Genomic DNA, 14,247 nt, shown 5'->3' with positions numbered 1-14,247 from the left:
GAATTATTCTGCTGCGCTGTTTTTAAATGGCAGACTTCACAGGTGGAAAAGTATTCCACCCGTGACGATAAATAGCTAAGAATTTAATTCTTTCATTGTTCCGGCAGATAATACAGAGTATCTCCGTCAACACCTTCTGTCTTCAGCAGGAAATGACGGTCGAGCATGTACGGAATCAACTGCTCCCGAAAGTCTTCTCCCGAGGCGATTATCGCAGTGTTTCGTGAACCAAATTCATGTGCCCGGACATTCTGAACCAGGAGTCCGATTTCCTCTTCGCGGACGTATCCATGTGTTTTCAGATATTTCTGTACGCGCAGGGCGCCATTGTTCAGAAGCATTTCGCTGAGTCTCTGGTTCTCCGTAATTTTTTTTCGAAGTCCGATCAGATACAGGCAGGCCGTAACAATAGCAAAGAATAATATGCCCAGGATGATAATCATAATCTGTTTCAATTCAATCGACCTCTTTCCAGTTTCTTTTTGCCGGGGCAGATCCGGATGTGCGGCTAGTGGTCAGGACTGTTCAGAGTGATGTAATGCACCTGCTCAAGTGTGTAGAAATACTGGCACAGGCGCTGATAGAGCGGTTCGGCTGAGTCCTGAAAATGGGAATGGACCAGTTGGCCGATGTCGTAAATGTCCTGCTTTCCATCAATCTGCTGCCAGATGAAGCTTCCCATTTCATCCAGATGAATCCGGCTTTCCGGCGGCGTGTGAAACACTTTCTGCGCGATATGGTCGTAAAAACCATCATTCTCCTGAATGATGACGACCTCGCCTCCTTCCGTTTCCCAGGACAGATCCCTGCGGACGGCAGGGATCTTATCCAGGTAATTACGGATGTCTTTTTTCTTCTTATTTATTATTCTTTTCATATTCTGTATGCACCTTATGATTCCAGAGCGAGAATTTCAGCATGGTGAGAATTAAAATAATAAAGAACACCAGGCCGCCGATATTTCCAAGGCTGATTCCTCTGGCAGAAATATCGATGAGTTTTCCCAGCGTGCCGCCGCCTGCCGGGATAATGGCGAACACCGCCAGAAGAATTCCGACCAGTCCTTCACCGGCAATCATACCTGAAGAATACAGAATTCCGCTCGTGATGACGCTGTCTTTAAGCTTTTCATTCGCGTATTTCCGCTTTTCAAGCCATAATCTGACCAGTCCGCCTGCCATAAGCGGGGTGGAAAGATGGATCGGCAGGTAAAGGCCGATGGCAACCGGCAGGACCGGAATGCCCAGAAGCTCGATAATCACGGCGAAAGCAGCGCCGATGAAGACCAGGGTCCAAGGCAGGTTGGCATTCATAACGCCTTCGATCACCATTTTCATCAGAGAAGCCTGCGGCGCCGGAAGTTCCTTGCTTCCGTAGCCCCATGCCGCATTCAGCAGATACAGAACGCCTGCAATCGCAAGTCCCGAGGAAATCGTTCCGATAATTTCACCGATCTGCTGCCGGTAAGGGGTAGCGCCGACGATGTAGCCCGTTTTCAGGTCCTGAGACATATCACCGGCCATGGCTGCAACGACGCAGATAACCGTACCGATCATAATGGCTGTAACCATTCCCGATGGTCCGCTGTTTCCGGTTACCTTCAGAAGCAGGGATGCGATCAGCAGTGTGGCGATCGCCATGCCGGAAACCGGGTTGTTGGAGCTTCCGACGATGCCGACCATTCTGGAAGAAACCGTCGCAAAGAAGAAGCCGAAAATAATGATTATCAGTGCGCTTCCGAATCCCAAAGGAATGGATGGGACAAAAATCAGAATCAAGAGGACAATGAGCAGGATCAATCCCAGGCTTTTCAGACTCAGATCGCGGCTGGTGCGGGTCAAAGTCTCACCGCCTCCGTCCTTTGCTTTCAGTTCACTGATGCTGGCTTTAAACGAGCTGATGATCAGAGGCAGGGACTTAATCAGCGACAGGATTCCGCCGGTTGCAACGGCACCTGCACCGATATAACGGACATAAGATTTCCAGATATCCCAGGTTGCCATCTGACTGATTGGTACGTCAGAAGGAAACATCGTCATGTGACCGCCAAAAGCCTTGATCATCGGCATGATAATAAACCAGGCGGTGATTCCTCCGGCAAGCATGTAAGAGGAGATCACAGGGCCGCAGATGAAGCCGACACCGGCAAGGGCCGGCAGGACATCCATACCGATTCCCGATCCTTTATAATGTTTAAAAGACCAGTCCGTTTCGCTCGGAAACAGTTTGATTCCGTCTGCAATGAACTTATAGATAGATGCGATTCCAAGCCCCCAGAATACGGTGCTGGCGGCAGAACCTCCCTGTTCGCCGGCCATCAGTACCTCAGCACATGCCGTTCCCTCCGGATACGGAAGTTTTCCGTGTTCCTTTACGATCAGAGCGCTCCTGAGCGGCACCATAAATACAACACCGAGAAGGCCGCCAGAGATGCACACGAGTGCGATGGTCAGATATCCCGGAGCTTTTCCGGTACCTTCGGCCGCCCACATAAAAGCCGCAGGCAGAGTGAATATAGCACCGGCGGCAAGGGATTCTCCGGCGGAACCGATCGTCTGAACCATGTTGTTTTCCAGGATGGAATCTTTTTTCATGATCAGACGGATGACGCCCATCGAAATTACCGCAGCTGGAATGGATGCGGACACGGTCAGTCCGACACGGAGTCCCAGATACGCATTCGCTCCACCGAAAACAACGGCGAGAATGATTCCCATAATAATAGAAGTGGCGGTAAATTCCGGCATGACCTTATCCGCAGGTACATACGGCCTGAACCCGCCATCCGGTTTATTGCTGGTTTTCATAGCATTAGCTCCTTCCTTTCTGTAGAATAGAAGTTTCAGCAGATTACAGCGCGCTGTTTCATAATTTTAATGTGCACATAGCTATCATGATTTATAAGATTATGTAAATTCTGTATTAACAGAATTTAATGTGTTCTAAATAATGTACATCAGAAAGAGGAGTAAGTCAATGCTAACAATAAATTAATTATGACGAATAAAATAAATTTGAGTAAATCTGATAAATAATATTTATGATATATTATAGATGAACAAATATTACGTGAAAATCCTATAAATATCAATAAAGATATTAAGCAAGGAGGTAATTCTGCGGGATCAGACAGACAAACAATCTTCTTGATTGCGAAAATTCGGTGCGATATATCTTTGGCGAACGAACCTTCCGCTGATTTTTCTGCGCTGGCGCTTGCGAAAACAGGGATCTGGAAAGTCGCTCCGCTTGGGCCAGTGGACTCCAGCGGCTCGTCCGTCGCCTTCGGCTTGGATTCGCCGGGAGTCTTTGGCGAACGAACCTTCCGCTGATTTTTCTGCGCTGGCGCTTGAAAAATCAGGGATAGGTTCGTTTACAGCTGTTTCATCAGATTGATCATTTCGATGGCGCCTTCTGCGCATTCGAAGCCCTTGTTGCCGGCTTTGCTGCCTGCGCGCTCGACGGCCTGCTGGATAGTGTCAGTGGTCAGGACGCCGAAGAGTACCGGGATTCCGGATTCCAGGGAGGTCTGTGCGATGCCTTTGGAGGATTCTGCGCAGACGTAGTCGAAGTGCGGGGTCTGGCCGCGGATGACGGCGCCGAGGCAGATGACGGCGTCGTATTTTCTGGAGTCGGCCATCTTCTTTGCGGCGAGTGGAATTTCAAAGGCGCCCGGAACATAGGCGACGTCGATGTCATCGGTATTTACGCCGTGGCGGAGCAGGCCGTCTTCGGCGCCTTCCAGCAGGTGCTGGGTGATGAAGCTGTTGAAACGTGCGATGACGATTCCGATTTTAACAGGGCTTTCAGCAACGATTTTTCCTTCTAAAATGTTCATTTTAATCTCCTTATTTTTCCAATTGTTTAATGATATATAGATGGTATGAATTCACTCTTTTCATCCCCGGCAGGGAAAGCACGTATACTGAATACACGCACGCCATTCTCACCGGTTAAAAGGGACAGGCGAGTTAGTCCCGCAAGCTGCAGGGGAGAAAGGCACAGATGCTATAAGGACGGCAGGCTGTATCGCCATTCCGCAGAGCAGAGACGCTCACTGCACAGGGCATCCGTGTCACCGTGGCACCTTCCGTCCTGCTCCCTTGCGCGGGTAGTTTTGTTTTTTAGATTAATAGTTCAGCAGATGGCCCATTTTCTTCTGCTTGGTCTTCAGATAGAAGAGGTCCTGCGGGTTGGCCTGCATCTGGATCGGCACGCGTTTGATGATTTTCAGGCCGTATTCTTTCAGATCGTAGATTTTCTGCGGGTTGTTGGTCAGCAGGCGCATGGTGTGGATGCCCAGATCGCGGAGGATCTGCGCGCCGATGTAGTATTCTCTGGCGTCGCCCGGGAAACCGAGGGCGAGGTTGGCTTCCAGTGTGTCCATGCCCTGATCCTGGAGATTGTAGGCCTTCAGCTTGTTGATCAGGCCGATTCCGCGTCCTTCCTGGCGCATGTAGAGAAGAACGCCGCGGCCTTCTTCATTAATCTGCTTCAGGGCGGAAGCGAGCTGCTGGCCGCAGTCGCAGCGAAGAGAACCGAAGACTTCTCCGGTCAGGCACTCGGAATGCACGCGGCAGAGAATGTCCTCGCCATCGCCGATGTCGCCCTTGACCAGTGCCACGTGGTGCTCGCCGTTCAGGCGGTTGACGTAGCCGTAGGCGCGGAATGTGCCGTAGCGGGTCGGCAGATTGCAGGATGCGACCTGGTCGATCAGAACGTCGTGTTTCTTCCTGTATTCCTGCAGGTCGTGGATGGTGATGAAGGAGAGGCCGTATTTCATGGCGAACTGTTTCAGCTCTTCTGTGCGCATCATAGTGCCGTCTTCACGCATGATTTCGCAGCAGATTCCGACTGGCTCCATTCCGGCCAGGCGGAGCAGGTCAACGGTCGCTTCTGTGTGGCCCTGACGCTCGAATACGCCGTTTTTTCTCGCAAGGAGAGGGAACATGTGGCCCGGGCGGCGGAAGTCTTCTGGACGGCTTTCCGGGTCGGCTGCCTTTCTGGCGGTCAGGCCGCGCTCAACGGCGGAAATTCCGGTTGTGGTGTCGCGATGGTCGATGCTGACAGTAAAGGCGGTTTCGTGGTTGTCCTGGTTGTCAGTGACCATCTGCGGAAGCTGCAGGCGGTCGATGGCTTCCTTTCCCATCGGCATGCAGATCAGGCCCTTGGCCTTGGAGGCGATGTAGTTGATGTTCTCTGTCGTCGCGAACTGTCCGGCGCAGATCAGATCGCCTTCATTTTCACGGTCCGGATCGTCCGTGCAGATGATGATTTTGCCGTTTTTCAGATCTTCCAGCGCCTGCGGAATTGTTGCGAATTTGAAGTCTTTTGTGTCTGTCATGATAAGTTCCTCTTTTCTCTAATCCTCATATAATCTTAATGACGGTATATTTCCTTTTAAATGATGGTATTTCGCTGTTAAAGTGACCGGATCAGGGATTCCCATTCCTGGTCGGATGAGTTTCCGGCCTGCTTCTGGCCGGATTCTGTCGACTTTGTCTGCTCCAGTGTCCGGATTCCCGTGCGGCTCTGGTAAAGATCAAGGTTCCGCGCGACATATTTTCCAATGATGTCGGTCTCCAGATTCACCAGATCCCCGGCTCGCTTTTCTCCCAGAATCGTTTCTCCCATGGTGGTCGGGATAATGGAAACGCTGAATTCCGGCGTATGTCCCGGCGCCAGCTCCGCGATCGTCAGACTGATTCCGTCGATGGCGATCGAGCCTTTTTCTACCATGCAGGGGAGCATCTCCTCTGGGAATTTAACGCGGTACCAGACTGCATTTCCTTCTTTTTTTACGGAAATGATGTTTCCGGTGCCGTCGATGTGTCCGGAGACGATGTGGCCTCCGAAGCGGCCGTCCGCTGCCATGGCGCGTTCCAGGTTGACGCGGCTTCCCGCAGTCAGGCGGGACAGGGAGCTTCTTCGGATCGTTTCCGGCATCATGTCCGCGGAGAAGGTCGAGCTGGTCATTTTCGTCACCGTCAGGCAGATGCCGTTCACCGCGATACTGTCGCCGATTTTCGTTCCTTCCAGAACCTTCCGGCAGGCGATCGTCAGAACCCCGGATTTTCCTGACGGCGGCATTTCCGCGATGCTTCCGGTTTCTTCTATAATTCCTGTGAACATTCTATTCTGCCTCCTTCGGATACTTGATCGGACCTTCCATCAGAAGATCCTCTCCGATTCTTTTGATTTCCATGGGACAAAGCTCAGGAGCAAGGTTCGGATCGCCACTTCCTTTTCCTCCAACCGGCGATTTTGCTGCTGGGTTTCCGAGTATCTTCGGAGAAAGGTAAATTTCTGCCCGGTCTGCAAGATGCTGGTCCATCAGACTTCCGAGAAGTCCCGCGCCGCATTCGGTGTAGATGCTGTCAATTCCCATCTTTCCAAGATTCTGAAGGAGAATGGAAAGATCAAGGTGTCCGTTTTCATCCGGCGGAGTCGTGATCATGACCGCGCCTTTTTCAAGGAAGGCTTTCTGCTTCTCTTTATCGCTTTCGCAAGTGGCGATGATGGTTCGCGGGTAACGGCTGTGCTCGTCGAAGGTCACCGGCGGAAGTTCAGCTCCTTGCTGGCTGTTTTTTGTCCCATCTGGAATGTCCGACAAAAGAAAGCTGTCAAGAGGGGTCCTCAAATGGCTGTCGCATACAATGCGGACGGGGTCAGGAGATGCCTTTCCGTGGGCGGTAAGCCTTGGATTGTCAGCAATTACCGTTTCCACACTGGTCAGAACGGCCATGCATGCTGCACGCTGAAGCGATACATTCGCCCGGGCAGTTTCACCGGTGATCCACTGGGATTTTCCATTGAAGCAGGCGATCTTTCCATCCAGACTCATGGCATATTTTAAATTGACGAGCGGGCGGCCGGTCTTCATCAGATGGAAAAAGGATGGATTCAGCTGATCGCATTCTTCCTTTAAAAGACCGGTAAATACGGTGATTCCTGCATTCTGGAGAAGCTTTACGCCTTTTCCGCTGACTAACGGATTCGGATCGGAGGAGCCGATGAAGCAGCGGGAGATGCCGGCTTCAATGAGAGCCTCTGTGCATGGCGGCTGCTTTCCCTGATGGCAGCAGGGCTCAAGTGTGACGTAGATGTCCGCTCCTTCCGGACTTTCTGTGCAGGATTTCAGCGCGTTCCGTTCGGCGTGAAGAGATCCGAATGTTTCATGTGCGCCTTCTCCGATGATTCGTCCATTCTTTACGATGACGGCACCGACGAGAGGGTTTGGATGCATGAAGTTTCCGGCATTTTCCGCAAGCTGAATGGCCCGCTTCATATAGGATTGCTGCTGGCTTGTAAATCTATGATGCATTGAAATGTGCCTTCTTTCCGTTAAAGTTAAATATCTGAAACTGAAAGAAGAAGGCGAAGAAAAAAACTAAAACCCTGAAATCAAAGGATTTCAGGGTTTGAAGTGTGTGACGAGACGGTGATGAATAATCTGTTTGGTTTACCGCGGCTGCTGAATTCCGGCGGTAATAAATACCCGGAGCAATTGCTTCGGGGTCAGATAAATTTCACGCTCGATTGGTTAACGATCTTCTTTCATCCAGACTTTACTGTCGGCTTCGGAGTTTCACCGAATCATACCTGTTAAGGCTCGCGGGCTCTACCGCCGGTCGTGACTTTCACACGGCCCTGAAGATTTAACTTTTCTGACTATAATTATAGTCTCTTAAGCGAAAAAATCAAGTGCTTTTTTGAAATTAATCTCTAATGTCGGGAAAGATTGGAATTTCAGTGGGTTTGAGACATTGAATAGTATAGAAGAGTGTGATAAATGTTTCACGAGCGTCGAAAAAAGTTGAAAAAAGTTGATTTCTTCGACGCGGGTCCCTGTGTTACTCTGGATGTACGGAAGGAAAGGAGGAGGGTGTGAAAAGAATCCAGGTAAACGTTGCTGTATCGGACCGGGAGCTCGGAAAAGCAATTGTCCGGGGCATGAGTGCAAAGTCGGGAAGGATGCGATTCAGGCAGCTGCAGGCAGAAATAGGAAAAGACTGGGAAGAGGATGATACCTCCATGCTTAATATGGATAGCAGAATACAGGATGCTGATCTCTGGATCACCGATCAGGAATCGGTCTGTCAGTTATATCCGTCAAGCTGTCTTTTACTTTCTGCATCGGATGCAGGGCATGAGCCGGAATGGATCCGGGACGATTCTGACCGCTGTGGAAAAAAATCGGAAAGGATGCTTCCGCCGGCTGACCCCATGACCGGACATTCACAGAAGAATAAACAAAAAGAGAAAGGCGGTATGTATGCAGGCGTTCCGCTGAACCGAAACAGTCTGCTCAGCGGGCTGAATCAGCTTTGGTTTCAGAAAACCGGGCAGCCGGCAGAATATGTATTTCTGCAGCAGGCTTCGGTGACGGCATTCTTTGGAATAAGCGGAGGATGCGGTGTCACCGCCTGTGCGCTGAGTACGGCGAGGCTTCTTCACAGAATTTACGGGTCGAAGTGTCTGTATGTCAGCATGAATCCGGTGGATGATTCGGGGAATTATCTGCGGAAAGACGGATCCTGCAGCCTCCTCCGTCTTCTGTACGCAATTCACAGGGGAAAGAAGGAAGCGGTTCAGCCCTACCTGAATGAGGAGGATGGTGTCTGGTATTTCAAAGGGACAGAAAGCGGGCTGGATGAGCATGTCCGGGCAGAAAGCATGGAGGCTCTGTTCAAAGAGCTTTCCTGTCAGCTTGATTTTCAGCACATTATTCTTGATTTCGGGACCAGCCTTACGGAAGAACATATAGAGATGATGCAGTGCTGCAGCGCGGCAGTGCTTGTCGGAAAGGGAGAACGGGCACTGAGACCTCTGTTTCAGAGAATGTGGGAAAAGAAGCTGCTGAATCTTCTGCCGAATACTGCACTTCTTCATAATATGGATGATGGCAGGCAGGAAGGGGCGCAGTGGGAAGACTGCTATAATCTGGAAACAGAGCCGCAAATGAAAGAAGAGGATGGTGAGAATGAGAAGGGAAGAAAAACATTCCAGATGGAGGATCGAAAAGAAGAACCGGCAGGGGAGGAAGAAAGGCAGGAGAGGCAGACCCTCGTTCCTGAATTTCATGTGTCTGTCTGTGAAAAAGCGTTTATTCATATGGGAGGAAGATGGAAGATCGACCTGTCCGGCTGTTTCGGCGCAGAGCTGAGCCGGCTGGCGGTCTGGATTGAGGAAGGAGATGGACGTGTATCAGAAGGAGAAAATCTTGAATAACAGAAGAGAAGAAAAGTTAAAACAGTTTGCAGAAGAAGCTTATCAGCATGTGCAGGTCAGCCTGAGGAACAATCGTCTGAAAGAAGACTTTTCCGATCAGGCTGTCGAGGAGCTGGTGGATGAAACGGTTCTGTATCTGGCCATTCACTCAGATCTGAATCTTCGTGTGGAAGAAATGGAGGAGATTTCCTGGAATCTGTTTTTCCGGATCCGGGGAGAACTGGGGATCCTGGAGCCTTATGTTTTAGATGATTCGGTTACGGAGATTATGGTCAACGGAAAAGATGAGATTTTCCTGGAGACGGAGGAAGGGATTGTTCCCTGCGGGGAGGTTTTTGCCAGCACCGAGGAACTGGAGGAATGCATTCGGAAGATTGCTGCCGGTGTCCACCGTGAAATCAATGAGATGAATCCGATTCTGGACGCCCGTCTCTCGGACGGTTCCCGGGTGAATGCCGTGTATCGGAATGTGGCTCTGGACGGACCGGCGCTGACCATAAGAAAGTTCGGAAAAAAGAGGATGACGGCGGAGGATCTGATTGCAAACGGAACGATGACGAAGGACTGTGCGGATTTGCTGCGTATTCTCATCCGCTGCGGCTATAACCTGTTTATAAGCGGGGGAACGTCCACTGGAAAAACGACTTTCCTTAATGCCATGAGCGACTATATCCGGCCGGAAGAGCGGATTATCGTGATCGAGGATTCCAGGGAACTGATGATGGACCAGATTCCCAATATCGTTCAGATGGAATGCAGGCAGGCAAATTCTTCCGGGAAAGGAAAAATCTCCATGGAAGATCTGATCCGGACGAGTCTGAGAATGCGGCCGGACAGGATTATTGTCGGGGAAGTCAGGGGAGCGGAAGCCGCACTGATGCTGCAGGCGCTGAACACCGGACATTCCGGCCTTTCCACCGGTCATGGAAATTCAGTAAACGGCATGCTGAGGAGACTGGAGGCGATGTGCCTGATGAACGCAAATGTGCCGGTCGATTCCATCCGCTGTCAGATCGTGGAGGCGCTTGACATCATGGTGCATCTGATCCGGCTTCCGGATGGAAGAAGGGTGGTTTCCGAGCTTTGTGAACTGACGGGATTTAAAGATGGGAATTACTGCCTGAATCCGCTGTTTCTGTACGATGGTAATATGCAGGTGAAACTCGGCAGCAGCTTGAAAAACCGGCAGAAACTGAGTGAGCGAGGTTACGGAGATGCGCAGCTTATCTGATTTTCAGCTTGAAAAGGCAGAAAAATGGAAGATCAGGCTGCTCCTGCTTCTGCTGACGGCGGAAACCGGACTGCTGTTTTACCGCAGTCTTCTTCCTGTACTCGCGCTGCCCTTTCTTCTGCGGCCTGCTGAGAAATTCGGAGAAGAGTACATCAGACGGAAACAGAAAAAGCTTCTGAGGCGTCAGTTTCAGGATTTTCTTCGCTGCATTGCATCGTCGCTGGATGTAGGACGAGGATTCGCTGAAGCGCTGAGGGAAGCGGAGAAGCCCCTTCTTGAAATTTACGATGAGAAGCAGCCGATTATCCTTGCCGTGCGGGAAATGAGAGCGCAGATTGAACACGCGGGTGCATCCGATCTTGAGGCCCTGCAGGAATTTGCGAAGATGTCGGACCTCGAGGAGGCGGCGGATCTTGCCCAGGTTTTCCGTGCAGTCAGAAGATCAGGAGGTGATTTCAGCGGAGCGGTAAGAAAATGCGCATCGGTGTTGCAGGAGAAGATCAGCATTGAAGAAGATATCGAACTAATGGTCACACAGAAACGCTATGAAGGGAAAATAATTACTCTTATGCCAGTTTTGATCATCCTCTTTCTGCGCATCACATCGCCGGAATACATCTCCATTCTGTATGGAAATGCCGCCGGGCGGATCATCATGACAGGCTGCCTTCTTGCGGCAGGAGCCGCATACTATCTGATCGACAGGATCACGGCGATTCAGGTCTGATGAAAGAGGCTGGGCAGAGACAAAAGCTGACCTGGAAAGGGGAAATGAAAAGCAGAAGCTGCAGGGAGGTGATCGGGATAATTTGAAGCAGATAAAAGAATGGAAAAATGCTGTCAGAGGGAGATGGGAAGAAAGTGATGCGTATGTACTGCTGGAAAAGAAAAAGGAGCGGCTGCGTGACTTTCTTAAGAGAGGAGAAAACAGAAAAAGAGTCTGCCTGATTCTTTCCGCGGCACTTCTTCTATCCGGGGTTCAGGCGGGAAAGGGCCTGGCCTCTTCAGAAAAGTACATCAGGAGATCAGACGGCAGCATCAGCGGCCTGATGAGAAAAAGTACAAAAGAGAGAGCGGCATTCCCTCTATCGGTTGAAGCGGGAAAAGGAAAGCAACGGCTGAAAAAAGAAGTGACCATCGTTCTGGAAGCGGACGGAAGCGTCCGTGTGAAGGAAAAGCAGGATCCGAAAAAGGAACTGAAGCAGGCCATTCAGAAGGCGGTCCGGGATGCGGAGACGGCAGGAACAAAAAAAGTCAGTCTGCCGTCTGAGCTTTCAGACGGCACAGTCATGAACTGGAATAAAAAGGGAGACTGCAAATTCCTTGTGCTGCTTCTGATGGGTCCGCTGCTCTGCGCTCTTCTGTATCTTCAGGACCGGGAGAAGGAGAAAGAAAAAAGGAGGAAGAAAATGGATTCGGTTTTCTGCGCCCTTCCGGCATTCAATGATCAGCTGATTCTGCTGCTAAACTGCGGGATGGTGTTCTATGACGCCTTTCAGATGATTGCGGACGGGTACAGGGAGCAGGAGCGGCAGGATTATTTCAGCAGCCTGATTCTGAGCGTTCAGAACAGGAGCCGGAAAGGAAAGTTGAGCCTGCGGAGAGCCCTGACGGAAACTGCGGAAGAAGAGAAAAACGAGCATTTCAGCCGGTTTGCAGAGACGGTTTCAGACAGCCAGATTCATGGAACGGATATGCTGGAAACCTTGGAAAAAGAACGTGACAGGCTCTGGAAAGAACGGAAAAATGCCGCGCAGAAGAAGGGAAAGCTGGCAGAAAGCAGGCTGGCGCTTCCCCTTGCGGTACTGCTTCTGGTGCTCATTGTTATTACTGCCGCGCCTGCCGTGATTCAGGTGCAGCAGTAAAAGAAGTTAACTTCGTATGTTATTAAGAGAGGAGAATGATCATGTGGAATAAATTTAAGAAATTTCTATCAAGTTCGCATAACAAGCAGGGGATGGAACTTGTTCAGGTTGCGATTCTCATCGGTTTGGCCGTAGCCCTCGGCATTATATTCGATGATCAGATCACGATGTTTGTCAATAAGACTTTCCAGTCACTGAACGGATAGCCGGCGGGGAGGTGGTTAGTATGCGCCGGATGCGGATGAATAAAAAAGGAGAAGAAATCGTGGAAGCTGCGATTGTGCTGCCCCTGGTGCTTCTTGCGATATTGAGCATGATTCTGCTGCTGATCTATTTTTACAGCTGTCTTCAGACACAGATCGATGTGCACCATGTTCTTCTGGACCGGCAGGAACACTGCCGGAAGCTGTATCAGGTCAGCCGCGCATCCGGCAGCACAGAGAAGTCCATGCGGGGGCTGACAAAAATTGTGATGTATAAGGAGAGCCGGGCCCGTTATTATCTGACCCGGCCTGCAGAAATCGTATCAATTGGAAAGGAGGCGTCGGTGTATTTTAAGGAATAAGAGAGGATCGGTCACGGTATTTGTGATGCTGTTTTTCCTATCGCTGACTGCCCTGCTTGGCGCATTTATCGACGTTTCCAGAAAGTCGGCGGCAGGATGCGCAGCGGATGCTTTAGGCGGACTCTGGTGTGAATCGATACTTGCGGAATACGATCTTCCTCTTCAGCAGCGCTACTGCATTTTCGGATTTTACGGCTCCTGCAGAGAAACGCCCATGCGTCTGGATTTCTACGCCGAGCGGGACTTCAGGGACAAAAGATACATCGACTATGAGGGAAGCAGGGTGAATCTGGATGCATATTCTCTGGGAAGCACGGAAGAGATGAAAGATCAGATGCTGCGTGCTGGAAAATTAATTGCGGCGAAAAAGATCATTCTGCCGGGTCAGAAAGAAGAGGAAGGAAAGGGCGCGGAAGAAACAGAAAAGGCAGCTTCCGCAGGAAATGACGGAAATTCAGGGAGGATTCCGCCTCATCCTGCCGCGGAGCGGACGGGGGAGATTTCCAATCAGGCGGTTCTCTCTTCCCTTCCTTCTTCCGGTGCATCCGGAGGATGGCAGAAAGAAAAAATCATTGCTGCGGTAAAGGGACTTTCTTCGCTGAAAAGTGCGGTGAAGAAGGGCACAGACCGGTATTTCCTTGACCAGTATCTTTTTGCCCTTTACAGAGACCACATTCATGATAAAAATCTCGAGGCCTGCTGCTTCGACAATGAGATTGAATACGTCATCTGCGGTTATCCGGATGACCAGAAGAATCTCGCCGGCGTGAAGCGCAGGATTATTGCGGTCCGGGAGGCACTGAATCTGATCTATGTACTGGAAGATCCGGAAATGAACGAGAAGACTCTTGCAATGGCGGAGGCACTGACGCCCGGGCCAGGGGCGGCGGCAACCCAGAAACTGTTGCAGGCGGGATGGGCGCTGGCAGAGAGTTATAACGACTATCAGCTCCTGATTCAGGGAAAGAAAGTGCCGCTGAAGAAGGATCGTCAGTCCTGGGCCGTCGACCTGAAATCAATCGTCAGGTCCGGGAAAGATAAAGGAAAGAAGGATGGAAAAGAGGATTCTGAAAAGGGCGGCGAAGTGGTTCTTAAGAAAGAAGTTCCCTGCCTTGATCCGGGGAATAGCAGGGGGGAGACTTATGAAGACTATCTTCGATTTTTTGCTGCGCTGACGGGTCAGGAACTTCAGATTCTGAGAATGATGGATCTGATGCAGATCAACATGCAGTATGGATGGTATGAGGATTTTCTTCTGCGGGATCATTACAGCGGGATTGAAGCGGTGTTTAAGCTGAATGGAAAAGAATATACGTCCCGCCGTGAATATTTCCCGGAGAAAATGAAGGGATAAG

General features: G+C 50.6%; 14 protein-coding genes and 1 riboswitch. Of the genes, 7 read left to right on the top strand and 7 right to left on the bottom strand.

Annotation, left to right across the window (positions count from 1 at the left end):
• Positions 1 to 92: 92 nt before the first annotated feature.
• The 7 genes from ACI77B_RS09935 to ribD form a co-directional block, all read right to left on the bottom strand.
• A complete protein-coding gene (locus ACI77B_RS09935) occupies positions 93 to 455 on the bottom strand; it encodes a hypothetical protein (RefSeq protein WP_409336656.1) in 363 nt (120 codons plus the stop codon).
• Between the two features lie 53 nt (positions 456 to 508).
• Positions 509 to 877: a PqqD family protein gene (locus ACI77B_RS09930; protein WP_409336655.1), complete on the bottom strand. Its 369-nt coding sequence runs from the start codon at positions 875 to 877 to the stop codon at positions 509 to 511.
• Positions 858 to 2,807: an OPT family oligopeptide transporter gene (locus tag ACI77B_RS09925; protein ID WP_178263190.1), complete on the bottom strand. Its 1,950-nt coding sequence runs from the start codon at positions 2,805 to 2,807 to the stop codon at positions 858 to 860. The genes ACI77B_RS09930 and ACI77B_RS09925 overlap by 20 nt, the downstream gene beginning before the upstream one ends.
• Before the next feature lie 566 nt (positions 2,808 to 3,373).
• Positions 3,374 to 3,838: a 6,7-dimethyl-8-ribityllumazine synthase gene (gene ribE / locus ACI77B_RS09920; RefSeq protein ID WP_409336654.1), complete on the bottom strand. Its 465-nt coding sequence runs from the start codon at positions 3,836 to 3,838 to the stop codon at positions 3,374 to 3,376.
• Between the two features lie 291 nt (positions 3,839 to 4,129).
• Positions 4,130 to 5,344, bottom strand: a complete 1,215-nt coding sequence (locus ACI77B_RS09915) for a bifunctional 3,4-dihydroxy-2-butanone-4-phosphate synthase/GTP cyclohydrolase II (RefSeq protein WP_409336653.1) — start codon at positions 5,342 to 5,344, stop codon at positions 4,130 to 4,132.
• A gap of 77 nt (positions 5,345 to 5,421) precedes the next feature.
• The gene (locus ACI77B_RS09910) at positions 5,422 to 6,132 is read right to left on the bottom strand and encodes a riboflavin synthase (RefSeq protein WP_409336652.1); all 711 of its coding nucleotides are present in this window, start codon (positions 6,130 to 6,132) and stop codon (positions 5,422 to 5,424) included.
• A 1-nt stretch (position 6,133) separates the two neighbouring features.
• Complete coding sequence (gene ribD / locus ACI77B_RS09905; RefSeq protein WP_409336651.1) at positions 6,134 to 7,324, bottom strand: bifunctional diaminohydroxyphosphoribosylaminopyrimidine deaminase/5-amino-6-(5-phosphoribosylamino)uracil reductase RibD; 1,191 nt, start codon at positions 7,322 to 7,324, stop codon at positions 6,134 to 6,136.
• A gap of 221 nt (positions 7,325 to 7,545) precedes the next feature.
• Positions 7,546 to 7,662, bottom strand: a riboswitch (FMN riboswitch).
• A gap of 225 nt (positions 7,663 to 7,887) precedes the next feature.
• Between ribD and ACI77B_RS09900 the strand changes: the two genes are divergently transcribed.
• The 7 genes from ACI77B_RS09900 to ACI77B_RS09870 all read left to right on the top strand — a co-directional run bounded on the left by ACI77B_RS09900 (position 7,888) and on the right by ACI77B_RS09870 (position 14,246).
• Entirely contained in the window at positions 7,888 to 9,231 is a 1,344-nt protein-coding gene (locus ACI77B_RS09900; RefSeq protein ID WP_409336650.1) for a hypothetical protein, read from the top strand.
• Positions 9,224 to 10,462 (top strand): CpaF family protein, encoded by a 1,239-nt coding sequence (locus tag ACI77B_RS09895; protein WP_409336649.1) that lies wholly within the window; start codon positions 9,224 to 9,226, stop codon positions 10,460 to 10,462. The genes ACI77B_RS09900 and ACI77B_RS09895 overlap by 8 nt, the downstream gene beginning before the upstream one ends.
• Entirely contained in the window at positions 10,446 to 11,189 is a 744-nt protein-coding gene (locus tag ACI77B_RS09890) for a type II secretion system F family protein (RefSeq protein ID WP_409336648.1), read from the top strand. Before ACI77B_RS09895 ends, ACI77B_RS09890 begins: the two co-directional genes overlap by 17 nt.
• Positions 11,190 to 11,271: 82 nt before the next feature.
• Entirely contained in the window at positions 11,272 to 12,327 is a 1,056-nt protein-coding gene (locus ACI77B_RS09885; RefSeq protein WP_409336647.1) for a type II secretion system F family protein, read from the top strand.
• Between the two features lie 41 nt (positions 12,328 to 12,368).
• Positions 12,369 to 12,533: a hypothetical protein gene (locus ACI77B_RS09880; RefSeq protein ID WP_409336646.1), complete on the top strand. Its 165-nt coding sequence runs from the start codon at positions 12,369 to 12,371 to the stop codon at positions 12,531 to 12,533.
• A 20-nt stretch (positions 12,534 to 12,553) separates the two neighbouring features.
• Positions 12,554 to 12,892, top strand: coding sequence for a TadE family protein (locus tag ACI77B_RS09875; RefSeq protein ID WP_409336645.1), 339 nt, complete (start codon positions 12,554 to 12,556; stop codon positions 12,890 to 12,892).
• Between the two features lie 25 nt (positions 12,893 to 12,917).
• On the top strand, positions 12,918 to 14,246 hold the full coding sequence (locus ACI77B_RS09870; protein ID WP_409336644.1) for a DUF5702 domain-containing protein: 1,329 nt from the start codon (positions 12,918 to 12,920) through the stop codon (positions 14,244 to 14,246).
• Position 14,247: the final 1 nt, after the last annotated feature.

Source organism: Eubacterium sp. F2, from assembly GCF_046244355.1.
Classification (GTDB): domain Bacteria; phylum Bacillota; class Clostridia; order Peptostreptococcales; family Anaerovoracaceae; genus Aminicella.
The sequence above is the reverse complement of the archived record's forward strand: the minus strand, read 5'-3'. Positions and strand labels throughout refer to the sequence as shown.

Excerpts from the sequence above, each read along its gene's own strand:
- ACI77B_RS09930 (WP_409336655.1), bottom strand. The coding sequence starts at position 877 with ATGAAAAGAATAATAAATAAGAAGAAAAAAGACATCCGTAATTACCTG.
- ACI77B_RS09925 (WP_178263190.1), bottom strand. The coding sequence starts at position 2,807 with ATGAAAACCAGCAATAAACCGGATGGCGGGTTCAGGCCGTATGTACCT.
- ribE (WP_409336654.1), bottom strand. The coding sequence starts at position 3,838 with ATGAACATTTTAGAAGGAAAAATCGTTGCTGAAAGCCCTGTTAAAATC.
- ACI77B_RS09915 (WP_409336653.1), bottom strand. The coding sequence starts at position 5,344 with ATGACAGACACAAAAGACTTCAAATTCGCAACAATTCCGCAGGCGCTG.
- ACI77B_RS09910 (WP_409336652.1), bottom strand. The coding sequence starts at position 6,132 with ATGTTCACAGGAATTATAGAAGAAACCGGAAGCATCGCGGAAATGCCG.
- ribD (WP_409336651.1), bottom strand. The coding sequence starts at position 7,324 with ATGCATCATAGATTTACAAGCCAGCAGCAATCCTATATGAAGCGGGCC.
- ACI77B_RS09890 (WP_409336648.1), top strand. The coding sequence starts at position 10,446 with ATGCGCAGCTTATCTGATTTTCAGCTTGAAAAGGCAGAAAAATGGAAG.
- ACI77B_RS09880 (WP_409336646.1), top strand. The coding sequence starts at position 12,369 with ATGTGGAATAAATTTAAGAAATTTCTATCAAGTTCGCATAACAAGCAG.
- ACI77B_RS09875 (WP_409336645.1), top strand. The coding sequence starts at position 12,554 with ATGCGCCGGATGCGGATGAATAAAAAAGGAGAAGAAATCGTGGAAGCT.
- ACI77B_RS09870 (WP_409336644.1), top strand. The coding sequence starts at position 12,918 with ATGCTGTTTTTCCTATCGCTGACTGCCCTGCTTGGCGCATTTATCGAC.